21 protein-coding genes are annotated in these 23,286 nt (G+C 71.8%); 5 read left to right on the top strand and 16 right to left on the bottom strand.

Annotated elements, in window-relative coordinates; all coding sequences use genetic code 11:
• Window positions 1-3: 3 nt before the first annotated feature.
• Window positions 4-465 (top strand): tRNA (cytidine(34)-2'-O)-methyltransferase, encoded by a 462-nt coding sequence (locus AB0B33_RS14530; protein ID WP_360771111.1) that lies wholly within the window; start codon window positions 4-6, stop codon window positions 463-465.
• A gap of 11 nt (window positions 466-476) precedes the next feature.
• Here the strand turns inward: AB0B33_RS14530 and fxsT are convergent, their stop codons facing one another.
• Window positions 477-3,062 carry an FxSxx-COOH system tetratricopeptide repeat protein gene (fxsT, locus tag AB0B33_RS14525; protein WP_360771108.1) on the bottom strand — a complete coding sequence of 862 codons (2,586 nt, stop codon included), beginning with the start codon at window positions 3,060-3,062 and terminating at the stop codon, window positions 477-479.
• A 105-nt stretch (window positions 3,063-3,167) separates the two neighbouring features.
• On the opposite strand from fxsT, the gene AB0B33_RS14520 reads away from it, so the two are divergent.
• The gene (locus tag AB0B33_RS14520) at window positions 3,168-3,677 is read left to right on the top strand and encodes a hypothetical protein (protein ID WP_360771105.1); all 510 of its coding nucleotides are present in this window, start codon (window positions 3,168-3,170) and stop codon (window positions 3,675-3,677) included.
• A 1-nt stretch (window position 3,678) separates the two neighbouring features.
• Here AB0B33_RS14520 and AB0B33_RS14515 read toward each other — a convergent pair whose 3' ends face one another.
• From AB0B33_RS14515 to AB0B33_RS14500, 4 genes are all read right to left on the bottom strand, one after another.
• Complete coding sequence (locus AB0B33_RS14515; protein ID WP_360771102.1) at window positions 3,679-4,659, bottom strand: VWA domain-containing protein; 981 nt, start codon at window positions 4,657-4,659, stop codon at window positions 3,679-3,681.
• A gap of 73 nt (window positions 4,660-4,732) precedes the next feature.
• On the bottom strand, window positions 4,733-5,677 hold the full coding sequence (locus AB0B33_RS14510) for a DUF58 domain-containing protein (protein WP_360771099.1): 945 nt from the start codon (window positions 5,675-5,677) through the stop codon (window positions 4,733-4,735).
• Window positions 5,678-5,684: 7 nt separating this feature from the next.
• Entirely contained in the window at window positions 5,685-6,758 is a 1,074-nt protein-coding gene (locus AB0B33_RS14505) for an AAA family ATPase (RefSeq protein WP_360771096.1), read from the bottom strand.
• A 168-nt stretch (window positions 6,759-6,926) separates the two neighbouring features.
• Window positions 6,927-7,472, bottom strand: coding sequence for an NTP transferase domain-containing protein (locus AB0B33_RS14500; RefSeq protein WP_360771093.1), 546 nt, complete (start codon window positions 7,470-7,472; stop codon window positions 6,927-6,929).
• 27 nt (window positions 7,473-7,499) lie between these two features.
• On the opposite strand from AB0B33_RS14500, the gene AB0B33_RS14495 reads away from it, so the two are divergent.
• Window positions 7,500-7,898 (top strand): DUF1801 domain-containing protein, encoded by a 399-nt coding sequence (locus AB0B33_RS14495; RefSeq protein WP_360771090.1) that lies wholly within the window; start codon window positions 7,500-7,502, stop codon window positions 7,896-7,898.
• Window positions 7,899-7,900: 2 nt separating this feature from the next.
• Here the strand turns inward: AB0B33_RS14495 and AB0B33_RS14490 are convergent, their stop codons facing one another.
• Window positions 7,901-8,611 (bottom strand): methyltransferase domain-containing protein, encoded by a 711-nt coding sequence (locus AB0B33_RS14490; protein ID WP_360771087.1) that lies wholly within the window; start codon window positions 8,609-8,611, stop codon window positions 7,901-7,903.
• 44 nt (window positions 8,612-8,655) lie between these two features.
• Window positions 8,656-9,969, bottom strand: a complete 1,314-nt coding sequence (locus AB0B33_RS14485; RefSeq protein ID WP_360771084.1) for an NlpC/P60 family protein — start codon at window positions 9,967-9,969, stop codon at window positions 8,656-8,658.
• A 348-nt stretch (window positions 9,970-10,317) separates the two neighbouring features.
• Between AB0B33_RS14485 and AB0B33_RS14480 the strand changes: the two genes are divergently transcribed.
• Window positions 10,318-13,131, top strand: a complete 2,814-nt coding sequence (locus tag AB0B33_RS14480) for an aconitate hydratase (protein WP_360771081.1) — start codon at window positions 10,318-10,320, stop codon at window positions 13,129-13,131.
• 54 nt (window positions 13,132-13,185) lie between these two features.
• Here AB0B33_RS14480 and AB0B33_RS14475 read toward each other — a convergent pair whose 3' ends face one another.
• Both AB0B33_RS14475 and AB0B33_RS14470 read right to left on the bottom strand, forming a co-directional pair.
• Window positions 13,186-13,890, bottom strand: a complete 705-nt coding sequence (locus tag AB0B33_RS14475; RefSeq protein ID WP_360771078.1) for an MgtC/SapB family protein — start codon at window positions 13,888-13,890, stop codon at window positions 13,186-13,188.
• 198 nt (window positions 13,891-14,088) lie between these two features.
• Complete coding sequence (locus AB0B33_RS14470) at window positions 14,089-14,943, bottom strand: alpha/beta hydrolase (RefSeq protein WP_360771075.1); 855 nt, start codon at window positions 14,941-14,943, stop codon at window positions 14,089-14,091.
• Window positions 14,944-15,033: 90 nt separating this feature from the next.
• Here AB0B33_RS14470 and AB0B33_RS14465 point away from each other — a divergent pair, with 90 nt between their 5' ends.
• The gene (locus AB0B33_RS14465) at window positions 15,034-15,609 is read left to right on the top strand and encodes a TetR/AcrR family transcriptional regulator (RefSeq protein ID WP_360771072.1); all 576 of its coding nucleotides are present in this window, start codon (window positions 15,034-15,036) and stop codon (window positions 15,607-15,609) included.
• Window positions 15,610-15,654: 45 nt separating this feature from the next.
• On the opposite strand, the gene AB0B33_RS14460 is transcribed toward AB0B33_RS14465, so the two are convergent.
• The 7 genes from AB0B33_RS14460 to AB0B33_RS14430 all read right to left on the bottom strand — a co-directional run bounded on the left by AB0B33_RS14460 (window position 15,655) and on the right by AB0B33_RS14430 (window position 23,271).
• Window positions 15,655-17,268: an alpha/beta hydrolase gene (locus AB0B33_RS14460; RefSeq protein WP_360771160.1), complete on the bottom strand. Its 1,614-nt coding sequence runs from the start codon at window positions 17,266-17,268 to the stop codon at window positions 15,655-15,657.
• 141 nt (window positions 17,269-17,409) lie between these two features.
• A complete protein-coding gene (locus AB0B33_RS14455) occupies window positions 17,410-17,832 on the bottom strand; it encodes a nitroreductase family deazaflavin-dependent oxidoreductase (RefSeq protein WP_360771158.1) in 423 nt (140 codons plus the stop codon).
• A gap of 46 nt (window positions 17,833-17,878) precedes the next feature.
• Window positions 17,879-18,856, bottom strand: a complete 978-nt coding sequence (egtD, locus tag AB0B33_RS14450) for an L-histidine N(alpha)-methyltransferase (RefSeq protein WP_360771069.1) — start codon at window positions 18,854-18,856, stop codon at window positions 17,879-17,881.
• Window positions 18,853-19,608: an ergothioneine biosynthesis protein EgtC gene (gene egtC, locus AB0B33_RS14445; protein WP_360771067.1), complete on the bottom strand. Its 756-nt coding sequence runs from the start codon at window positions 19,606-19,608 to the stop codon at window positions 18,853-18,855. The genes egtD and egtC overlap by 4 nt, the downstream gene beginning before the upstream one ends.
• Window positions 19,609-19,613: 5 nt before the next feature.
• Complete coding sequence (gene egtB / locus AB0B33_RS14440; protein WP_360771064.1) at window positions 19,614-20,957, bottom strand: ergothioneine biosynthesis protein EgtB; 1,344 nt, start codon at window positions 20,955-20,957, stop codon at window positions 19,614-19,616.
• Window positions 20,954-22,222, bottom strand: coding sequence for a glutamate-cysteine ligase family protein (locus AB0B33_RS14435; RefSeq protein ID WP_360771062.1), 1,269 nt, complete (start codon window positions 22,220-22,222; stop codon window positions 20,954-20,956). Before AB0B33_RS14435 ends, egtB begins: the two co-directional genes overlap by 4 nt.
• 122 nt (window positions 22,223-22,344) lie before the next feature.
• Entirely contained in the window at window positions 22,345-23,271 is a 927-nt protein-coding gene (locus AB0B33_RS14430) for a LysR substrate-binding domain-containing protein (protein ID WP_360771059.1), read from the bottom strand.
• Window positions 23,272-23,286: the final 15 nt, after the last annotated feature.

Below are 23,286 nucleotides of genomic sequence, written 5' to 3'. Positions count from 1 at the left end.
GCCGTGTTCCGGGTTCTCTTCTACCACCCCGAAATCCCGCCGAACACCGGCAACGCGATCCGCCTGGCCGCCAACACCGGCTGCGAACTGCACCTGATCGAGCCGCTCGGGTTCACGTTGGAGGACAAGCAGTTGCGCCGGGCCGGGCTCGACTACCACGACCTCGCCCGGGTGCACGTCCACGCTTCCCTTGCCGCCGCTTGGGAAGCGCTGCTGCCGGCGAAGGTGTACGCGTTCAGCGCCAACGCGACCCGGCTGTACACGGACGTCGCGTACGGACCGGGAGACGTGCTGCTGTTCGGGCCGGAGTCGGTGGGGTTGCCGGCTTCGGTGCAGGAAGCCCCGGAGGTGACCGACCGCGTGCGGTTGCCGATGCTGCCGACCAGCCGGTCGCTGAACCTGGCCAACACGGCGGCGATCACGGTCTACGAAGCCTGGCGGCAGAACGGCTTCGCGGGCGCCTGACCTGGCCGGAGCTACGTGATTTCGCCGGAGTCTTCGTTGTCTAGGAGGCGGTTGCGACGGGCGAGGATGTTTTCGGCCAGCTCGCGGGCCTGCCGGTGCTCGCCCAGGTTTCTGAGGTCGGCAGCGAGATTGCTGGCGAAGATGAGGGTATAGGGGTGGTCCTCGCCTAGAACGCGTTTGGCGCGGGCGAAGGTGTCCTCGTGCAGCTCACGGGCCTGCTGGTGCTCGCCCAGATTACTGAGGTCGACGGCGAGTCTGCTGGCGGAGGTGAGGGTGCGGGGGTGGTCGTCGCCGAGAACGCGTTTTCGGCGGGCAAGGGTGTCCTCGTTCAGCTCACGGGCCTGCTGATGCTCGCCCAGGTTGCTGAGGTCGAGGGCGAGATTGCTGGCGGAGGTGAGGATGTCGGGGTGGTCCTCCCCGAGAACGCGTTTGCGGCGAGAGAGAGTGTCCTCGTTCAGCTCACGGGCCTGCTGATGCTCGCCCAAGTTGCCGAGGTTGACGGCGAGGTTGTTGGCCGCGGTGAGGGTACCGGGGTCGTCGTCGCCAAGGACCCGCCGGCGACGGGTGAGGATGTCCTCGTTCAGCTCACGGGCCTGCTGATGCTCGCCGAGATCGCTGAGGCCGAGGGCGAGGTTGTTGGCCGCGGTGAGGGTACCGGGGTCGTCGTCGCCGGAGAGGCGCTTACGGCGGGCGAGGGTGTCTTCGTTCAGCTGACGGGCCTGCTGGTGCTCGCCGAGATCGCTGAGGCCGAGGGCGAGGTTGTTGGCGCAGGCGAGGGTGCCGGGGTTGTCCTCGCCGAGGAATTCCTTGCGAAGTGCGTACGCCCGCCGGAACAGCGGCAGTGCCACGCGGGGGTCACCACGGGTCTGGAGGTAGGTCGCGGTGCGGTCGAGCAGGTGAGCGACTTCGTCCGCTGCCGGCTGCCATGCACGGTCGGGGTCACACACGACCAGCAGATGCGGGAGTAGCTCCCGCCAGCGAGGCCAGCTCGGCGGGTTGCTCCAGGGATCGTCGGGCAGCCCGGCATTCAGCAGCCGGACCGCGGAGACCGGCCACGTCGAGTCTCGGTCGCCCTCGATGACGATGTCGTCGTGGGTGCGGGCCCGCAGGAGCGCGGCGGGAACCCGGTGGAGCTGGATGGTCGTCGTAGTGACCTCGGCCATCCCCCGGCCGCGCAGCGCGGCCGTGGCGTCGGCGAAGGCCAGCGGATCCCTCGCGGCAGCCCCGGCGTCGCCGTCCTGGTGGGTGAGCAGGGCGAGTGGCACCGGCTCAGGGGCTAGCCAGGCCACCAGCGTCAGCGTGCTCAAAGCGGCGGGGTGGTCCCTGCCGAGCTGGTCGAACGACAGCGTCCACGCCGCAGCCGGCGAGACGGGATAGCTGCTGCCCATCTCCTGGCGGGCCATCAGTTCATCGGTGCGCTCGGAGAGCAGTTCGAGGTAGTCCTCGACGGTCAGACCGGTTGTCGCCAGCAGGCGTGCTGCCTGGTTCACAGCCAGGGGCAGGTCGCCCAGGGCATTCGCGATGCGGTCGGCGTCGGATTCGGTGAGTCGGTCACAACGGGTTCGCAGCAGCTGGATCGACTCGGGGCGGGTAAATTGCCGCACCGGCAGCGCAGCACCGATGTCGTCCCAGTCGGGGTTGCGGGAGGTGATGATCACGTGCCCGCCCCCGGTGGGCAGCAGCGGTCGCAGGGCGGCGGGGTCTTCGGCGTTGTCGAACACCACCAGCCACCGGCCGCGAGACCGTAGCGCCCCACGCAGCCGGGACACCGCGACCGCCGGCGAATCCTGCCCGGTGGTCAGGCCCAGGGACTGCGCCAGGTCAGCGAGGTGTCCGAGGACGAGGCTGGGGTCTTCCGACGGGACCCACCACGCCACGTCGTAGTCCTCGGCGTGACGATGGGCGTACTCGATCGCCGTCGTGGTCTTGCCGACTCCGCCCATCCCGTTGAGTGCCTGCACCACCGCCGGCTGCCCCGAACACAACGCCGCCCGCAGGCTGTTCAGGAGCTCGTCGCGACCGGTGAAGGTCGCCGTACGCGCGGGGATGTTCGAGATCCGGCCCGCGAGCTTCGACTCCGGCCGGGAGCGAGGAACCCGATTCAGCGCACGCTCAAGCTTGGCTGCCAGTTCGCCGGGTGAGGACACCCTGGTGATCGTGAGACCGCTGTCGGGCAGCCGTTTGCGGAACGCCTCCTGCTCGCGGCCGTGCTCCAGGTCCCGGATCAGCGCCGGTGGCCCCTCGGTGTCCTCGGCCAGCACGAACACCAGCCGCTCCATGCCGGCGGCGGTGGCGAACTCGAACTCTTGCTCGCAGTAGGAGACCTCCGGACGGCCCCGCACCGGCGTGCCGTAGCGGAAACCCGCGATCAGCACGTAGATGTCCGCCTCGGCCAGCATCTCCCGATCGAGCTGCTCCGGTGTCGCGTCCCGGGCGGTGAAGGCGGACATGTCCACCACCGCATCCCCGGCCGCGGCCACCGCGTCCTTCGCCGCCGCGACGAACGACCGCGGCTTCGGCCACTCGCCCAGCTCACTGGTGTGGCTGAGGAACACCCGCCGCGCCGGCAGCTTCCGCCCCTGCTCCCCGACCGCCAACCCCCGTCTCCTCACGTTCGCCGTACCTGGGAACAGTCTTCTCCATCCACGTGGGCGTTACGGTGACCGCGAAGCGTCATGATCGCCGTCCGGTAGGTTCGCCGGATGCGACAGCAGTTCCTGGGGGCGCTCATCGGCGCCGCGTTCGGCACGGTGTTCGTCCTGGTCAACTCCGGCGCCCCGCTGCCGGCGGCGATCGGCTGGGTGCTGCGCGTCCTCGCCGTCCTCGCCCTCGCGGCGGTGGTGGTCCTCGGCTTCCGCGCGGGCGGCCGCCCGACGCTCGACGACCGCCCGGTGTTCGGGCCCAGCTACCGGGTCGTCGTCATCGGCGAGGTCGTGCTGCTGGTCGCGGGGTTCTTCGTGCTGAGCCTGCTGGAAGCACCGGTGGAGGCGAACGTCGCCTGGATCGCCACGATCGTCGGGCTGCACTTCGTCGCGCTGGCGTCGGCGTGGAAGACCCGGTCGATCCTGGTGGTGGGCGCGGTCCTGACCGTGCTCGGCGTCGTCGGTCTCGCTCTGCTCGGGAGCGCCACGGAGTGGGTGCCGTTCGTGAGCGGCGTCCTCTCCGGGGCAACCCTGCTCGGCGGAAGCCTCTACGGCGTCCGCCGAGCCTGAGTCACGGGAGTCGCTGGCCGAAGAACAGGCTGGCCGCCGCGCCGATCATCAGGATCAGTGTGCCCGCTACCAGCCACGGCTTGCTCGCGTCGGCGTCCTTGATCTCGTAGCCGATCTGCTCGCCGAGGTCCGCGTAGACCTTCTTCAGCTCTTCGGCGCTGGCCGCCTTGTAGAAGTCGCCGCCGGACAGCCGGGCGATTTCGCGCAGCGACTCGTCGTCGACGCTCACCGGCTGGGCCTTGCCGTCGATGTCGACCGAGCCGTGCGTCGTGCCGAACGAGATCGACGAGATCGGGACGCCCGCCTGCTTCGCCGCCTGGGCCGCCGTGTAGCCACCGCGGGCCGCGTACAGGTCCTCCGGCACCGTCTGCTTGCCGTCGGACATCAGGACCACCCGGGCCGGCGGTGGTCCGTCGGCGCCGCCGACGACGGTGGAGAAGCTCTCCACCGACTGCAGGGCCGCGAAGATGCCCTCGCCGGTCGCCGTCGACTGGGCCAGTTTCAGGTTCTCGATCGCCTTGATCACGCCGTTGCGGTCGGTGGTCGGGTTGACCAGCACCGTCGCCGTGCCCGCGAACGAGATCAGGCCCAGGTTGATGCCCGGGGTCATGTTCTGCGCGAACTGCGTCGCCGCGTCCTGGGCCGCCTTCAGCCGCGTCGGGGCGACGTCGGTCGCCTCCATCGACAGCGACACGTCGATCACCAGCATCACGGTGGCCCGGTTGCGCGGCACCTTCTGCTCGGCGGTCGGCCCGGCCAGCGCCACGGTCAGCAGCAGCAGCGACAGCACGATCAGCACCGCCGGCACGTGCCGGACCCAGCCCTGGCTCTTCGGCGCGACCCGCTCCAGCAGGTCGAGGTTCGCGAACCGCATGGTCCGCTTCCGCCGCGCTCGCTGCGCGAGCACGTACCCGACGGCGACCGCCGCCACGGCGATCAGGAGCAGGAACCACCAAGGCGCGGTGAATCCGGTCAGGCTCATGCGCACACCTCGCCGGCGCTCGGTGCGGCCTGAGCCGAAAGCGCAGCGTCGAATGGTTCGGTCGCAAGCTCCCTCACGCGACACCCCCGGACCAGCGGCGCTTGCGGGCGACGACGAACCGCACCATGTCGGCGATCCAGTCGGCGTCCGTGCGCAGCGTCAGGTGGGCCGCACCCGCGCGCCGCAGGCCGGCTGCCACCTTCTGGCGGTGGGCGTGGGCCGCGGCCCCGAACTCCTTGCGCAGCAAGGCCGAAGCGTGCACTTCGCGCTGTTTTCCTGTCTCCGGGTCGGCCAGCACGACGGTGCCCACCTCGGGCAGGTCGACGTCGCGCGGGTCGAGTACTTCGATCGCGATCAGTTCGTGGCGCCCGCCCAGCGCCCGCAGCGGCCGCTCCCACGAGCTGTCGCCCAGGAAGTCGGAGATCACCACGGCCAGGCCACGGCGGCGCGGCGGACGGCGCAGCGCCTCCAGCGCCTGGGCGAAGTCGCCGCGCGTGCCCTCGGCCGCGCGCGGCGTCTCGGCCAGCTTCCGCACCAGACCGCGCGCGTGCGCCAGCCCGCCGCGGGCCGGGATGCGGGCGGTGTCGGCGCCGGTGGAGACCAGCGCGCCGATCCGGTTGCCGCCGCCCCCGGTGAGGTGCGCGACCGCCGCGACGGCGCAGACCACCAGGTCGCGCTTCTCGCACAGCGCCGTGCCGAAGTCGAGGCTCGCCGACAGGTCGGCGACGACCCACGTCTCCAGCTCGCGGTCGGCCACGGTCTCGCGGATGTGCGGGGTCGTGGTGCGGGCGGTGACCGCCCAGTCCATCCGGCGCACGTCGTCGCCGGGCTGGTACGGCCGCGCTTCGCCGGGCTCGGAGCCCGGCCCCGGCACGAGGCCGAGGTGGTTGCCCTGGAGGAGCCCGTCGAGCCGGCGGCGGACGTCGAGCTCCAGGGTCCGGAGCCCGGCCTCCAGCCGGTCGCCGCGCAGCACCGGCGGCGCCCACGAAGGACGGAGATCCTTCTCGTTCTTCGCCATCGCCGGGTTACCTGACCGGCGCGCCCGCCGGGACCGGGCCACCCTGGCCGGCCCCGCCCTGCGGCCGGGCCGAGACCTGCGGCAACGGCACGGTCTGCAGCACGCGCGTGATGATGTGGTCGATCGGCACGCCGTCGGCCAGCGCGTCGTAGGACAGCACGAGCCGGTGGCGCAGCACGTCCGGCACGACGTCGACGACGTCCTGCGGCAGCACGTAGTCGCGACCGCGGACCAGGGCCAGCGCCCGCGCGGCGGCGATGATGCCGAGGCTCGCCCGCGGCGAAGCACCGTAGGACACCCAGCCGGCGACGTCGGCGAGGCCGTGCTCGTTCGGCGTCCGGGTGGTCAGCACGAGGCGCACGACGTAGTCGACGAGGGCGTGGTGCACGAACACCTGCGCCGCGACGCCCTGCAGCCGGACCAGCTCGCCCGGGCTGAGCACCTCGTGCGGGGTCGGCGGCGTGACGCCCATCCGGTAGATGATCTCGCGCTCCTCCTCGGCGGAGGGGTACTCGACCTGGATCTTGAACAGGAACCGGTCACGCTGCGCTTCCGGCAGCGGGTACACGCCCTCGTTCTCGATCGGATTCTGGGTGGCGAGCACGAGGAACGGGTCGGGCATCGGGAACGTCTGCCCGCCGATCGACACGTGCCGCTCGGCCATCACCTCGAGCATCGCGGACTGGACCTTGGCGGGCGCGCGGTTGATCTCGTCGGCGAGCACGAAGTTCGCCACGACCGGGCCGAGCTCGACGTCGAACCGCTCGGCGCCCTGCCGGTAGATCCGGGTGCCGAGGATGTCCGCGGGGACCAGGTCGGGGGTGAACTGGACGCGGGAGAACGAGCCGCCGACGACCCGCGCGAACGTCTCGACGGCGAGGGTCTTCGCCACGCCGGGCACGCCTTCGAGCAGCAGGTGGCCCTTGGCCAGCAGGCCGACCAGCATCCGCTCGACCAGGCGGTCCTGGCCGACGATGATCCGCTTGACCTCGAACACGGTCCGCTCCAGCAACTGGGCGTCCCGCGCCGGTGTCGCCGCCTGCTGGCCGTTCCCGCCCTCGGCGTAGCCGGGCTCGGTCACTCTGCCTCCTCGAAAGTTCGTGCGCCGCCCCCGCGACGGTGATCACGCGGTGCGACCGTACTGCGTCCCCCGGCCGTTCGTCCGTCCGGCACGCGGACACGGGTTGCCCCGTCAGTAGCCAACACCTTCCCTGGTGTGACATCTGTGAAGCTGATCCGGTTCCCGTTCTCAGCGGTGCCGCTCGAGATCCTCGGGCGTGTCGATGTCGTCCGCTTCGCCCAGTTCCGCCGGGACCTCCGCGACCGCCAGCCCACCCAGCACCCGCCGCAGCGCCGCGTTCTCGACCTCGTCCGGCAACGCCGCCCGCAGCGCCGGGACCCGCCACGCCCCCAGCAGCCACTGCCGGGATCCCGCCGCGTCCACCAGGACCGCGCCATCGCCGTCACCGAGAGCCGCGACCAGGCGGTCCACAGTGGACCGCCGGACGCCCGGGAGGTCGGCGGCCAGCACCGCGACCACGTCGACCTCCGCCGGCACGAACGCGAGTCCCGCCGCCAGCGCCGCCACCGGGCCGGTGCCCGGGACCGGTTCCCGGGTCCACACGACGTCGAAGCCGGGCCGCCGCGGGCCGACGGCGATCACGCGCTCGGCTCCGGAGAGAGCGTGGATCGCGCGGGCGAGCAACGGCTTCCCGCCCACCGACAGGGCCGGCTTGTCCACACCGGACAGTCTGCGCGCCGAACCCCCGGCCACCACGATCCCCGCGTACCGCATCCGGGGAATCTAGCCCATACTGAGCGCGTGTCGTACACCGTCGAGCCCCGCGTCGACGCCTACCTCGCCGCCCTGCCCGAGTGGCAGCGGGCGATCTGCCGCGAGGTCCGCGAGCTGGTCCACGCGGCGGACCCCGACGTCGTCGAGACGATCAAGCGCACCCGGCAGCCCTACTTCGTGCTCGAAGGCAACATCTGCGCCCTCCTGGCGGCGAAGGACCACGTCAACGTCTTCGTCTACGACGGCGGCATCGTCCCCGACCCCGAAGGCATCATCACCGCCGGGCACGGCAACAAGACCGCGCGGACCGTCGCCTTCCGCGAAGGCGAGACCATCAACGCCCCCGCGCTCACCGCCATGTTCCGGCAGATCATCGCGAACAACCGGGCCGGCGGCTGGCGCAAGCTCAAGCGCGAGCGAGCCTGACCTCAGCGGGCGAGCACCAGGTACGCGAGGCCCAGCACACCCCGGTAGTCCCGGACGTACTGCCGCAGCCGCTCGTCGAGCCACTCCCGGACCCCGCCCGCCCGCGGGTCGGCCGGGTGTGCCAGCAGCCACTCCTGCCAGGCCAGCTTCGACGTCGACTCGAAGTCGTCCCACTCGAGCCGGCCGGCGGTGCTGACGTGCAGCACCCGCCAGCCGGCGGCCGCCGCGGCGTCGAGCAGCGCCGGCAGGGTGAGCGTGTCCGGCCCGAAGATCTCCAGCGCCGCCGGGGCCGGCGGGGCGGCCCAGAAACCGTCGCCGTAGAGCACCCGGCCGGCCGGGACCACCCGCGCGAGCCTGGCCAGAGCGGCCTTCGTCGAGCCGAAGGCGTGCGCGGAGCCGATGCAGAACGCCCGGTCGGCGGGGCCGTCCCAGGTCGCGGCGTCCGACTCGGTGAACTCCACCGCCAAGCCCCGCTCCCGAGCCGCCGACCGCCCGCGCTCGAGACCGGTCACGTCGGTGTCGACGCCGGTCGCGCGCAGGCCCGGTGCCTTGGCCGCCGCACGCAGCAGCAGTTCACCCCAGCCGCAGCCGAGGTCCACCAGCCGTCCGTCGCCGAGAGCCATCCGGTCGAGCAGCAGCTCCGCGTGCGGTTCGGACAGGGGCGTGTTCCAGCGCATCCGCGAGCGCCGCAGCGCGTTCAGTTCGTCGTCCACGCGGCCGATCCTGGCGGCCGGCACCGGTGGCGTCGACCGGGTTTTCAGCCGATCAGGCGGGTCGCGTACGGCATGATCCCGCCGTAGCGCACCGGCGCGACCCGGACGCGCAGACCGGACTGCGGCGCCTCGACCATCTGGCCGCCGCCGAGGTACAGCGCGACGTGGTGGATGCCGCCCGCGCCGCCGTAGAACAGCATGTCGCCGCGGCGCATCTGGGACAGCGGGACCCGCCGTCCCGCCGTGTACTGGTAGCCGCTGTAGTGCGGCAAGCCCGTCACCCCGGCGAACGCGTAGATCATCAGGCCGGAACAGTCGAAACCGATCTTGTTGTAGTCGCCGTAGCGGTCGGCGACGCCGCCGTCGCGGATGCCGCGGGTCGGGCCGCTCGCGTTGCCGCCACCCCACGCGTAGGGCAGGCCGACCTTGGACAGCGCCCGCGCGATGACCGCCTCGATGGACGACCCGGCCGGGCCCGACGCCGGCTTGCTCGCCGGGCGGCCACCGCCGCCACCGGACGAACCGAGCGCGGCCTGGCGGGCGCGTTCGTCGTCTTCGCGCTGCTTCTGGGCGAGCCAGTCCTGGTAGCGCTGGCGCTGGCCCTGCAGGCCGCTGACCTTGGCCTGCGCGGCGTAGAGCTGCTGTTCGACGTCGGACTTGTTCTTCTCGAGCTGCGTGTTCTGCGTCGCCTGGCTGTCCTGCGCGCTGATCGCCCTGGCCTGCGCGGAATCGGCGGAGTGCTTGGCCTCGCGGGCGGCGTCCTGCTTCTGCTGCGCGATCTCCGCGGCCTTGCGGGCCGCGGAGTCCTTGTTGGCCTTCGCCGTCTGCGCCTGCTGGAGCCGGTCGAGGGCGTTGAGCCGGTCGCCGCCGACGGCGTCGAGCAGCTGCGCGCGGGCCAGCATGTCCTTGGGGCTGTCGGCGCTCAGGTACGCCGAGAGCGAGCCGACCGTGCTCCCCTGCTGGAAGCTCGCGGCGGCGAACGTCTTGAGGTCGGTGCGGGCCTTCTCGATCGCCGCGGCCGCCGCGTCCGCCTCGGTGCGGGCGGCCTTCGCGTCGTTCTCGGCCTGGGCGGCGGCGTCCTGCGCGGACTGCAGGTCGACCAGGGCCTTGTTGGCCTCTTCCTGCTTGAGCTCGACGTCGTCCTGCAGCTGCGACAGCTTCTGCTCGGCCTGGGCCAGCTGGTTGGTCAGCCGGCCGACCTCGCCCGCCTTCGCGTTGGCGTCGGCCTTGCTGTTGTTCAGGTCGGAGTCGCTCGGGTTCGGCGGTGGCGGGGGCGCCGCCAGGCCGGTGCCGCCGGCCCCGAACAAGATCACCAAGGTGAGCGCGCTCACGGTGAGTCCCCGGCGGGTCCGCGGCACCCCCGGACCCCCACGCCGTCCCGCCACGACCGCCCACCTCCGCTCACCTGCGCACATCGCGCGTCACTGCAGTCACACCACTATCACAAGCATCACCGGAAACTTACACACCGTAGGCACCAATTCCCCTCATTGAGGGACCCCCGTCGCGGATGGCGCAGCCCACACCGCGTGTCGTCTTGTCCCCCAAACAGGACGCGCGTACTGTTTGAGGCACCGCGAGGTGTGCCATCCCCGATCCGGTCCTACGGTGGGGGTGCGCAAGACTCGCCACCACCGAACCCGACCGAACTGACCCGGGACTCGACCGCCGCACCGGCGCGGAAGTCCATGCCACTGGAGTTAGACGTGACCGCACCTGCCAGCAAGGACAGCTTCGGCGCCAAAGACACGCTGAAGGTCGGCGACGCCTCGTACGAGGTGTTCCGCCTGAACAAGGTCGAGGGCGCCGAGCGGCTGCCCTACAGCCTGAAGATCCTGCTCGAGAACCTGCTGCGCACCGAAGACGGCGCGAACATCACCGCCGACCACATCCGCGCGCTGAGCTCGTGGGACCCCAACGCCGACCCGTCGATCGAGATCCAGTTCACGCCCGCCCGCGTGATCATGCAGGACTTCACCGGCGTGCCGTGCGTCGTCGACCTCGCCACCATGCGCGAGGCGGTCACCGACCTCGGTGGCGACCCCGACAAGGTCAACCCGCTCGCCCCCGCCGAACTGGTCATCGACCACTCGGTCATCATCGACGTCTTCGGCCGCCCCGACGCCTTCGAGCGCAACGTCGAGATCGAGTACGAGCGCAACCGCGAGCGCTACCAGTTCCTGCGCTGGGGCCAGGGCGCCTTCGACGAGTTCAAGGTCGTCCCGCCGGGCACCGGCATCGTGCACCAGGTCAACATCGAGCACCTCGCGCGCACGGTCATGTCCCGCAACGGGCAGGCCTACCCCGACTCCTGCGTCGGCACCGACTCGCACACCACCATGGTCAACGGCCTGGGCGTGCTGGGCTGGGGCGTCGGCGGCATCGAGGCCGAGGCCGCCATGCTGGGCCAGCCGGTGTCGATGCTCATCCCGCGCGTCGTCGGCTTCAAGCTGACCGGGGAGATCCCGGCCGGCGTCACCGCCACCGACGTCGTCCTCACGATCACCGAGATGCTGCGCCGCCACGGCGTGGTCGGCAAGTTCGTCGAGTTCTACGGCGAGAGCGTCGGCGCGGTGCCGCTGGCCAACCGCGCCACCATCGGCAACATGAGCCCGGAGTTCGGCTCCACCGCGGCGATCTTCCCGATCGACGAGGAGACCGTCCGCTACCTCAAGCTGACCGGCCGCTCGGCCGAGCAGGTCGCGCTGGTCGAGGCCTACGCCAAGGAGCAGGGCCTCTGGCACGACTCCTCGCGCGAGGCGACCTACTCCGAGTACCTCGAGCTGGACCTCTCGACGGTCGTCCCGTCGATCGCCGGCCCGAAGCGCCCGCAGGACCGCATCGAGCTGTCGGACGCGAAGTCGGCGTTCCGCAAGTCGATCCACGACTACGTGGACGGCGAGGACTCCACCCCGCACACGAAGATGGACGAGGCTTCGGAGGAGTCCTTCCCGGCCAGCGACGCCCCTTCGCTGTCGTTCGCCGAGGACGACGCCGCACCGGTCACCAGCTCCGCCGCGAACGGCGCGTCGGGCCGCCCGAGCAAGCCGGTCAAGGTCTCGACGGCGGACCGCGGCGAGTTCGTGCTCGACCACGGCGCCGTCGTGATCGCCTCGATCACCTCGTGCACCAACACCTCGAACCCGTCGGTCATGCTCGGCGCCGCGCTGCTCGCGCGCAACGCCGTGGACAAGGGCCTCGCGGTCAAGCCGTGGGTGAAGACGTCGATGGCGCCGGGCTCGCAGGTCGTCACCGACTACTACACCAAGGCCAACCTGTGGCCGTACCTGGAGAAGCTGGGCTACCACCTGGTCGGCTACGGCTGCACCACGTGCATCGGCAACTCCGGCCCGCTCTCGGACGAGATCTCCGCGGCGATCCAGGAGAACGACCTCACCGCGGTTTCGGTGCTCTCGGGCAACCGGAACTTCGAAGGCCGGATCAACCCCGACGTGAAGATGAACTACCTCGCGTCGCCGCCGCTGGTCATCGCCTACGCGCTGGCCGGGACGATGGACTTCGACTTCGCGAACCAGCCCCTGGGCCAGGACGAGCACGGCAACGACGTCTTCCTCAAGGACATCTGGCCGACGGCGCAGGAGATCCAGGAGACCATCGACTACGCGATCACGCAGGAGATGTTCACCAAGGACTACGCCGACGTCTTCGACGGCGGCGAGCGCTGGAAGTCGCTTCCCACCCCCGAGGGCAAGACCTTCGAGTGGGACGCCGAGTCCACCTACGTCCGGAAGCCCCCGTACTTCGAGGGCATGACGCCGGAGCCGGCCGCGGTCACCGACATCACCGGCGCGCGCGTGCTGGCGAAGCTGGGCGACTCGGTCACCACCGACCACATCTCCCCCGCCGGCGCGATCAAGCCGGGCACCCCGGCCGCGCAGTACCTGACCGAGCACGGCGTGGAGAAGAAGGACTTCAACTCCTACGGCTCGCGGCGCGGCAACCACGAGGTGATGATCCGCGGCACCTTCGCGAACATCCGGCTGCGCAACCAGCTCCTGGACGACGTGCAGGGCGGCTACACCCGCGACTTCACCCAGGACGACGCCCCGCAGGCGTTCATCTACGACGCGGCGCAGAACTACGCGGCGCAGGGCACCCCGCTGGTCGTGCTGGGCGGCAAGGAGTACGGCTCCGGTTCGTCGCGTGACTGGGCGGCCAAGGGCACGTCGCTGCTGGGCGTCCGCGCGGTGATCACCGAATCGTTCGAGCGCATCCACCGCTCGAACCTGATCGGCATGGGCGTCATCCCGCTGCAGTTCCCGCAGGGCGAGTCGGCCTCGTCGCTCGGCCTGGACGGCACCGAGACGTTCGACATCACGGGCATCACGGCGCTGAACGACGGCGACACGCCCCGCACGGTGCACGTCACGGCGACCAAGGCCGATGGCACCAAGGTGGAGTTCGACGCGGACGTCCGCATCGACACCCCGGGTGAGGCGGACTACTACCGCAACGGCGGCATCCTGCAGTACGTGCTGCGGAAGATGACGCAGGCGTAAGGGTTTCTGCTCGGAGAAGGCCTCCCCGCTCGGTGAGCGGGGAGGCCTTCTCCGTTACGCGGGCACGGCCTCCCAGCGCACGCTCGACACCGACGGCTCCAGCGAGAGCCGCGAAACCGCCGCCTCCATCTGGGCGTCGTCGCGCTGGTCGCCGACCAGCTCGGCGCGGACCTCGACCGTGCGGTCTTCGCGGTCCGTGCTCAGCACCGACAGCAGCCGGAAGTCCGTGCGGGTCAACGATTGCACGAGCAGCGCCCGCACGTGGGCCTCGGTCGCGTCGCGCGTGACGGCCTGGAACGCGTACCGCGTCGGCGTCTCGCCCCCCGCGTCCGGGCGGCGGTCGACGACGCGGCCCAGCGGCCGCAGCACCACGTTCACCCCGACCACGACCGCCGTTCCGGCCGCCGCGACGACGTACAGCCCGGCTCCGGCCAGCGCACCGACCGCGGCCGAGCACCACAGCGTCGCCGCCGTGTTGAGGCCGCGGACGTTGAGGCCGTCGCGCATGATCACCCCGGCACCGAGGAACCCGATGCCCGAGACGATCTGCGCGGCCACCCGCGTCGGATCGGCGTCACCGCTGGAAGCCAGCCCGCCGAAGCCGTGCGCGGACAGCAGCACGAAGAGGGTCGCCCCGACGGCGACCAGCGCGTTGGTGCGCAGCCCGGCCAGCCGGGCGCGGAACTGGCGCTCGACCCCGATGACGGCACCCAGGCCGACGCCGGCGCCCACGCGCAGCAGCATTTCGAAGATGGTCATGATCCGGCTCTTTTCCGGCGTGCGCGCACTGCCGGACAGGGGGCGGCCGGACTCAGCCCAGCGGGAAACCCCCGGTGAGCGCGCGCCCGGCCGTCCGATGACTGTCCGCTGGCATGTGCCGCTCACCTCGCTTCCGTGCTCGTCTTGATCAACCGGACCACTGTAGCGCCTGGTCCGCTCCCGGCGCTGTGATGATCGCTACGCCCAGTGCCGCCGCAGGTGCGGCACGAGGTCGCCGGGCCGCTCGTCGGGGAAGAACAGCTTCGCGCCCGGCACCTCGACGACTTCGGTGACGCCCGGGACGGTCTCGGCGAACCGGTGCGCCCACTCGACGCCGAAGTTCGGGTCGCCGGTGCCCCAGACCAGCAGGGTCGGCGCCGTGAACGCCTTGAGCAGCGGCTCGATCGCGTCCAGCTCCTCGCCGCGGACCGAAGTCAGCAAGCGCTCGAACTGCCGGGCCGCCTCGAGGGTGCCGAACACCGGCCGGACGAACGCTTCGAGGACTTCGCCGGGCACTTCGTCCGGCCACTCGTAGCCGCCGCCGAGGGCACCGGCCCGCATCCGCCCGGGGTGCGCGGCGAGCCGGACCGACCGCGGCGCGAGTTCCCCGCGCTCGGCCAGCTCCACGATCGGCCGGAACGCGGCGGGCGGCAGGTTGCCCTGCGTGTCGCAGTTGGTCAGGGCGAGCGTCCGGAGCCGGCCGGCGTGGTGCACGGCGAAGACCTGGGCGACGGCGCCGCCGGTGTCGTTGGCGACCAGGTCGAGCTCGCCGAGCTCCAGCGACTCGCAGAAGTCTTCGAGGAGCCGGGCGAGTCCGTTGAGGCTGAGGTCCTGCGTGGCCGTGACCGGTGAGCCGCCGTGCCCCGGCAGGTCCGGCGCGACGCACCGCCGCTCCCCCGCCAGCTCGGCGATCGCCTTGCGCCACAACAGGTTGTTCGTCCCGGCGCCGTGGACGAAGAGCGTGACCGGCCCTTCGCCGACGTCGACGTAGCTCACTTCACCGGACGCCGTCGACACGCGTCCGCGCTGGTCCTCCCAGGTGCGCAGGTCCATCGGTAGAGTCCCTCCGGAAGTAGACCGACTGTCGGTCTAGTATCAACAGACCGACAGTCGGTTTGTCAACGACGGAGGCGGCCCACCGGCATGAACAAGAAGATCGACCGCGGCCAGGCGACCCGCGAGCACCTCGTCGCGGTCGCCTCGGACCTGTTCACCGAACACGGCTACGACGCGACGTCGATCGAGGCCGTCCTGCGGGCCGCCGACGTCAGCCGGGGCGCGCTCTACCACCACTTCCCCGGCAAGGACGCGCTGTTCACGGCCGTCTTGGACGCCGTCTACGAGCGGGTGGAAGCGGAGAGCGCGCGGGCCGTCGAGGGCCTGACCGAGCCGGCGGCCGCCTTGCGCGCCGCCTGCCTGGCGTGGATCCGGAGCACCGCGGACCCCGTGGTGCGGCAGGTGCTGCTCGTCGACGCGCCCGCCGTGCTCGGCTGGCAACGCTGGCGGCAGCTCGACGAGCGGCGCACGCTGGGCAAGATCAAGGCCGCGTTGCGGCGCGACGGCCGGATCCCCGCCGCGCGCGTGGACCTCTTCGCGCACGTGCTGCTCGCCGGGATGAACGAAGTCGCGCTGCTCGCCGCCCGCACCGGCGAACCCACCAGCACCGCCGAGGCCGAAGCCGCCGCCGCCGACCTGCTCGACCGGCTGCTCGGGAGGTGAAACGGGCCGGGGCGACCACGTCACCCCGGCCCGTTCCCGGTTTCGCTACGGCGTTTCGAACGGCTGGACGTTCGGCTGGAAGACCTGGCCGCCCGCCGGCACCTTGAGGTCGGTCAGGTAGTCGGCCACGGCCTTGTCGACGCCGAGGGCGTCACCGAGGATGCAGTGGCCGAACGCGTCGACCGACAGCAGCCGGGCGTTGCCGAGCTCCGCGGCCATCCGCTGGGCGAACCGGTACTGCGTCGCCGGGTCGTAGTAGTTGCCGACCACGACGACCGGGACGTCGGTCTTGGCCCGCCACGGACCGCGGTAGGCGTCCGGCTTCTTCGCCGGCCACACCGGGCAGGCCGCCGTGTCGGCGAACGCCTGGTAGCGGCCGAAGGTGCGAGACTCGCGCTCCCACTGGGCGGCGATGCCCGGCACCTGGTCCTGCTTGATCTTGAACGGCTTGTCGGCGCAGTTGACGGCGAAGTACGAGTCGTCGCTGGTGTACGGGCTGTCCGGGTTCTGGTCGGCGAGGCCCTGCTTGCCGGCGGTGAGCGCCTTCAGCGGCTTGGCCGCCCACGTCTGGGCCTGAGCACCCGAGGGGTGGAGCGCGGCGTAGAGCCCCTGCAGGTCCTCGGCCAGGGCCGGGAAGCGCGCCGGGGAGTACAGCGCGCTCGAGACGCCGCCGGTGAACCGGTTGATGTCCACCGTGCCGCCACCGGGGAGGGTGATCGGCTGCTTGCGCAGGTACTCGCGGACCTCGTCGAACTTCGCCCGCGGGTTCCCGTCGCTGAACGCGCACTTGGCGCCGGCCTGGTCGCACCGCTCGAGGAAGCCGTCGAGGGAGATTTCGAAGCCCTGCGCGCGTTCGCGGTCGTACTGCACGCCGTCGCTGGTGCGCAGCGCCGGGTCGACGTTGCCGTCGATCACGATGGCCCGCGACTGCTTCGGGAACATCGAGGTGTAGGTCGAGCCGATCAGGGTCCCGTAGGAGAAGCCGACGTAGGTCAGCTTCTGGTCGCCGACCGCCGCGCGCAGCGTGTCGAGGTCGCGCACGACGTCCTTCGTGGACATGTGGTTGAGCAGCGAACCCGCGTTGTTCTTGCAGAACTGCCCGTAGTCGCGGTAGCTCGCGAGGGTGCCGGAGATGTCGGTGCGCGACAGCGGCACGGCGATCTGGGCGCCGAACACCTCGTCCGCGTCTTCCTGGGTGGTGAAGCAGCGCAGCGGGTTGCTGTCGCCGACGCCGCGCGGGTCGAACCCGATGAGGTCGAAGCGGTCGAGGACCTGCGGCTGGAAGTAGTACTGGCCGACGGTCGGCATCGTCAGGCCGGAGCCGCCGGGTCCGCCGGGGTTGAGGAACAGCGAGCCGACGCGGGTGGCCGGCGTGCGGGCGGCGCGCTTCAGCAGCGCGATGTCGATGGTGCCCAGCGTGGCGTTGTCGTGGTCGATCGGGACGCGGTAGCGGGCGCAGCTGTAGAACTGGACCTGGTCCGCGGGCACCCCGGCGAGCGTGCCGGCCGGGCAGGTACCCCAGTTCGGCGCGGCGGTCGCGCCGACGACCGCCGGTTTGACGGCGGCTCCGGCGGCATCGGTGGCGGCCGCGGCGGTACCCGCCGTCCCGGCCGTGCCCAGCCCGGCCACGAGCGCTCCGGCCAGCGCGAACGAGCGTATCCGGCCCCTGGTGGATCTCCGCAAGACGACTCCTCCGTAGGTCACGCATCCACCGCGCGTCCAAGACGTCACGGCGCGTTACCCGGGAGAGACTGGCACAAACCGGCGAAAGCCGTCACCGGCCAAAAGGATGGTGGGAACCTACCCGACGACCGCGGTCAGCAGGAAAACCGGCAACGGGCGGCCGGCTTCCTGCTGCTCCATCGCGTACCCCGGCCAGAACTGCAGCAGCTCCCGCCACATCGCGGCGTACTCCTCGCCGGTCAGCTCCCGCGCGACGACCGCCGTGGGCCGTCCCGCCCGTGCGACCTCCGCCTTCGGGTTCGCGCGCAGGTTCAGCGCCCACGCCGGGTCGTGCCGGCGGCCCCAGTTGGAGGCCGTCAGCACGAAGTCGTCACCGTGCGGGTAGTAGAGCAGGTTGGTGCTGCGCGCCAGCCCGCTCTTGCGGCCCGTCGTCGTGAGGCGCAGCGACGGCAGCCCGGCGAGCGCCACGAGGCTCACCCGGCCGCCGAACGCCTTGTGCAGTTTCTTGTCCGCCCACACGACGAAGCGTGCCGTGCGCATCAGCCACGGCTTCGTGCCGACAGCCCGGGCGAGTGCCCGGAGAGGATTAGCCACGCACAGATCTTGCCAGGCTCACCCCGAACCGCTGCTGGGAGTCGGTCCACCAGTGCGCCAGCTCGAACCCGGCCGCGGCCAGCTCCGCCTCGACGCCGGACGGCCGGAACTTGGCGGAGATCTCCGTGCGGATGTGCTCGCCCTCGGCGAAGCTCACCGTGAGGTCCGCGCCCGGGATCTCGACGGTGAGCGCGCGGCGGGCCCGCAGGCGCATCTCGATCCACTCGTTCTCCGCGTCCCAGTGCGAGACGTGGTCGAACTCGTCGGTGTCGAAGTCCGCGCCGAGGCGGGCGTTGATCACGCGCAGGACGTTCTTGTCGAACTCCGCCGTCACGCCCGCGGCGTCGTCGTAGGCGCGTTCGAGGATGCCCGCGTCCTTGACCAGGTCGGTGCCGAGGAGCAGCCACTCCCCCTCGTCGAGGACCTCCCGCACGGACCGCAGGAAGGCCGCGCGCTCGGCGGGCAGGAAGTTGCCGATGGTGCCGCCGAGGAACGCCACCAGCCGCGGCTGACCGCCGGGCAGCAGGCCGAGGTGCTGGGTGAAGTCGCCGACCACCCCGCGGACGGTCAGCCCCGGGTAGTCCTTCGAAATGGCTTCGGCGGCCTCGGCGAGCGCCGACTCGGACACGTCGAGCGGGACGAACGCCTCCATGGTCCCGTGCGCGGTGAGCGCGTCGAGCAGCAGGCGGGTCTTCTCGCTCGAGCCCGAACCCAGCTCGACGAGCGTGTGCGCGCCGGTCAGCTCCGCGACGTCGGCGGCGTGCGCGGCCAGCACCTCGCGTTCGCTGCGGGTCGGGTAGTACTCCGGCAGCTGGGTGATCTTCTCGAACAGCTCGCTGCCTTCGGCGTCGTAGAACCACTTGGGCGGCAGCCACTTGCGGTCCGCGGTGAGGCCGGCGACGACGTCGGCGCGCAGTTCCGCGGTGACGGCGTCGCCGGAGCGGTGGTGGTCGAGATCGACTTCGGTCATGGGTTCTCCTGGGTCAGGGGAAGCAGTTCGACGCCGGCCGCGGTGGCGCGCACGGCGTGGTGGTCGGGGACGGGCCGCCAGCGCGGGTCGCCGTCACAGGGTTCGGAGGCCAGCAGCACGCCGGACGGCGTTTCGAGCACCGACAGCGCGTGCGTCCAGGTGGTGCCGATCAGCGTTTCGCCGTCGGTGAGCAGGAAGTTGAGCCGGGAGCCGGGCGCGGCCGCTTCGACCTCGGCGGTCAGTTCCGCCACCGCCCGAAGCGGATCCTCGCCCGCGGCGAGCCGGGCGCGCAGCAGCGCCCAGAGCACCACCGAGTCCGTCGGTGCCTCCAAGGTCAGCAGCTCGGTGATCGGCAGCGTCTTGGCCGGGCCGGCCAGCGAGTCCGGGTAGCCGCGGACGACGCCGTTGTGGCTGAACAGCCAGCGTCCGTCGGTGAACGGCGCCGCGGCCGCCTCGGTCACCGGCAGGCCGGTGGTGCCGTTGCGGACCGCGGCGACGAACGCGCCCGTGGTCACCGCCGCCGCCAGCGGCGGCAGCGTCTCGTCCGTCCACAGTGGAGTCGAGCGGCGGTGGCGCAGCGGCGGCGAGCCCGGGCCGGGGTACCACCCCAGCCCGAACCCGTCGGCGTTCACCGAGCCACCGCCGCGCATGTCCGCCGGCGCGTAGGACTGCACCAGCAGCGAATGCGGCGCGCGGAAGAGCACCTCGGCGGGTGGAACCGGCTCGCCGAGGTAGGCGATGTGCCTGCACATGGTGCCTAGCCCACCTCGCCGGGTGCCGCGTCGCGCGCCGTGCGGAAGCCGGCGAAGATCTGCCGCCGGATCGGGTAGTCCCAGTTGCGGAACGTGCCCCGGATCGCCGCCGCGTCGGTGCCGAACGAGCCGCCGCGCAGGATCTTGTACTCCGGCCCGAAGAACACCTCCGAGTACTCCCGGTACGGGAAGGGCACGAAGCCCGGGTACCCGTGCAGGTCGGTGCTCGTCCACTCCCAGACGTCGCCGATCAGCTGGTGCACGCCGGTCGGCGACGCACCCGCCGGGTACGCGCCCGCGGGCGCCGGGCGCAGGTGCCGCTGGCCGAGGTTGGCGTGCTCGGCGGACGGCTCGTCGTCACCCCACGGGAACCGCCGCGACCGGCCCGTCGCCGGGTCGAACCGCGCCGCCTTCTCCCACTCCGCTTCGGTCGGCAGCCGCCGGCCCGCCCAGGCCGCGTAGGCCTCGGCCTCGTGGTAGGAGACGTGCACGACCGGCTCGTCGGCCGTGACGCGTTCGTAGACGCCGAACCGGGTCCGCCACCAGCCGTCCTGCTCCCGCTTCCAGAACCGCGGCGCGGTGATGCCGTGCTCCGTCCGGTAGGCCCAGCCCGCCGGGCTCCACCACCGCTCGTCGTCGTACCCGCCGCCGTCCAGGAATTCGGCGTACGCCCCGCAGGTGACCGGGACGGTGTCCAACCAGAACGCTTCGAGGGCGAGCTCGTGCGCCGGGCGCTCGTTGTCCAGCGCCCACGGCTCGGCCGACGTGCCCATGGTGAACGCGCCGCCCGGGACCAGCACCTCGGCCGGCAGCGCGCCGGAGCGGGCGGGCGGCGGCTCCGGCGCGTGCAGCACCGGGTCGCCCTTGCGCAGCTGGTGGGTGGCCAGCATCGTCTCGTCGTGCTGCTGCTCGTGCTGGGTGATCATGCCGAACGCGAACGCCCGCTCGGTCAGCTTGCTGCCCTGCAGCGGCACGCGTTCGAGTACGTCGAACGCCTTTTCGCGAACCTGCTTCACGTACGCGCGGGCCTCGGCCGGGCCGAGCAGCGGCAGCTCCGGCCGGTCGGCCCTGGCGTGCTGGAAGGCGTCGTAGATGTCGTCGATGTCCGGGCGCAGCGGCTCGCGGCCGCCGACGTCGCGGACCAGCCACAGCTCCTCCTGCACGCCGATGTGCGCCAGGTCCCAGACCAGCGGCGACATCAGCTTGGAGTGCTGGCGGACCAGGTCTTCGTCGTCCACGGCGTCGGTCAGCGCCTCGCTGCGCGCCCGGGCCCTCGTCAGTGCTTCGGCGGCACGGGCGCGCAGGTCCTGCGCGCTCAGGTCGTCCAGTGCTTCGGCTTCTGTGCTCATGCTTCGCTCCTCGATCGGGACACGCGCCCCTGCACGCTCTCGCTGATCTCGGTGATCGATTCGTCCGCCAGCCCCGTCTCGCCCAGCTCGGCGCAGCCGAGGTCGGCGAGCGCGGCCGCCGCGGCGGCCAGCTCCGGGTCGGCCAGGCCACGCCGCGCCGCGGTGCGCCACCGGCCCGAGACGGGCCCGCACAGGTCGAGCACCTTGTCCACCGTGGACGGGCGGGCGAGCAGCGCCGAGACCAGTGCGACCGGCGGCAGCCACGCGCCCGGCGGCTGGGCGTCGAGGTACCGGATCTCCAGGTACCCCTGCGGGCGGACGGGGGTGAACATCGTCGTGAGGTGGTAGTCGAGGTCCACCGACGTGGGTTTCGGCAGCAGGGCGCCGGCGCCCTTGCCGTCGATCCAGTCGGCGAACGTCAGCCCCTCGGGCGCGTCCCACGGCCGGTCGCCGCGGGGCAGCACCAGCAACGGCGTGTCCATCAGGCGGGCGGCCCACTCCGCCGCGGGCTCGCCCGCGACGCGTTCGGTGCGCGACCGGACCGCTTCGGTGTCGTGCACCGCGAGCCAGCGGGCGGAGGCGAACCCCGTGTCGCGTCCGGCGTGGACGCGGGAATTGGCGAAGAGGGCCAGCAAGGGCGGGCCCATGGCGTGGGCGGCCGCCCAGCGGAAGGCGTGCTGGTCGGCCTCCCCCGCGTCGACGCACACCTGCAGGCCGGCGGTGCTGCACATCATCGTGATGCCGCCGGGCCCGATGGGCGCGAACCGGCGTTCCATCGCCGCGTAGCGCGGCGTGCGCAGGAGCCGGCGCGGCGCGCGGTGCGCGTCGATGCCGGTTTCGCCGAGTTCGAGCCCGTGGCGGGCGAGGAGGGTGCGCAGGTGGCGCAGATCGGCCGAGACGACCGCGTCGAGTTCGCGGAGCGTGGCCTGGGGAAGCGCGGATATTTCGACTTGGCAGCCGGGTTCGAGGCTGACCGGGCTGCCGGCCGGGAGTGGCACGGCGGGGCTGTCGGGGCGGAGGGTCCGCGGGGTGTGCGGGCCCAGCGCCGTGGCGAGTACGTCGGGATCGAGCGGTCTTGCCGGGTCGTCGGCGTGGTGCACGGTGAACTCCAGCTCCACGCCGGTCAGGCGGGGTGGCCCGTGCTTGAAGCACACCGATGCCACGTACGCCTCCCCGGCCGCGCGGTCCGCGAGGAGCCGCGCGGTCTGGTTCGACGCACTACCCGACTTCTCGGGGAAATCGTGCACCGTAGACGCTTCTGTCATGTCCGTTTCCTAGTCCCGTGTGGTGGAACTTCTCGACTTCGGACGCTACACGCGGGGTACGACAAATTCAGGGCTCGTCTTGCCCCGCAGGACGGTTTCACCACTCCGTAAGAACCCCCGGATCAGGGCAAAGCGGACTCGGTGCCCAGTCCCAATTCGGCCGCGGACGCGCGCACGGCCTCGATCACCAGGTGCAACGCGGGCCGCCGGAACGCGGTGCGCCGGTAGGCGATCGAAACCGTTCGGAGCAACGGCGTGGTGAGGGTGACGACGTCGATCCCCGGCGGCCGCAGCAGGCGCAGGCCGAGGTCCGAGACCAGGGTGACGCCCAGCCCGGCGCCCACCATCGCCATCGCCGTCGACTGCTCCTCGACCTCGTGGTTGATCTTGGGGGCGAACCCGTGACGCTGGCAGGCGGTGCGCATCGCGCGGCCGAACTGCGACTTCGCGCTGGCCAGGATCCACGGGTGCTCGGCGAGGTCGTCCAGCGACGCCGACCCCGAAGGGAACGCGCCCCGCGGCACCGCGGCGTGCAGGCGCTCGACGGCCACGACCGCGCGTTCCAGCCCGGCGTCCCACGCCATCGGCGAATCGGAGTAGTCGATGACGAACGACAGGTCGAGGCTGCCGTCGCGGACGGCCTCCGCGGTGTCCTCGGGCGCCAGCTCGCGGGTGCGGACCTCGATGCCGGGGTGGTCGCCGGCCAGCGCGGTCAGCGCCGTCGGGAGCAGGCCGGAGGCCACCGAAGCCCACACCCCGGCGGTCAGCCGGACCGTGCGGGCCTCCTGCGCCTCCTCCAGTGCGAGTGTCGCGCGCTCCACCGATCCGAGGATCTCTTCCGCGTGCTCCGTGAGCAGGGTGCCCAGCTCGGTCAGCTGGACCCGGCGGCCGAGCCGTTCGAACAGCTTCGCGCCCACGTCGCGTTCCAGCTGCGCGAGCTGCTGCGATACCGCCGAAGCGGTGTAGTGCAGCGCGGCGGCGGCCGCCGTCACGGTTCCCCGGCGGTGCAGCTCGCGAAGCATCCTCAAGCGGTGCAACGAAAGCTCCATACACAAAACCTAAAC

The sequence above is a fragment of the Amycolatopsis sp. NPDC049159 genome, assembly GCF_040648295.1.
Classification (GTDB): domain Bacteria; phylum Actinomycetota; class Actinomycetes; order Mycobacteriales; family Pseudonocardiaceae; genus Amycolatopsis; species Amycolatopsis pretoriensis_A.
The sequence above is the reverse complement of the archived record's forward strand: the minus strand, read 5'-3'. Positions and strand labels throughout refer to the sequence as shown.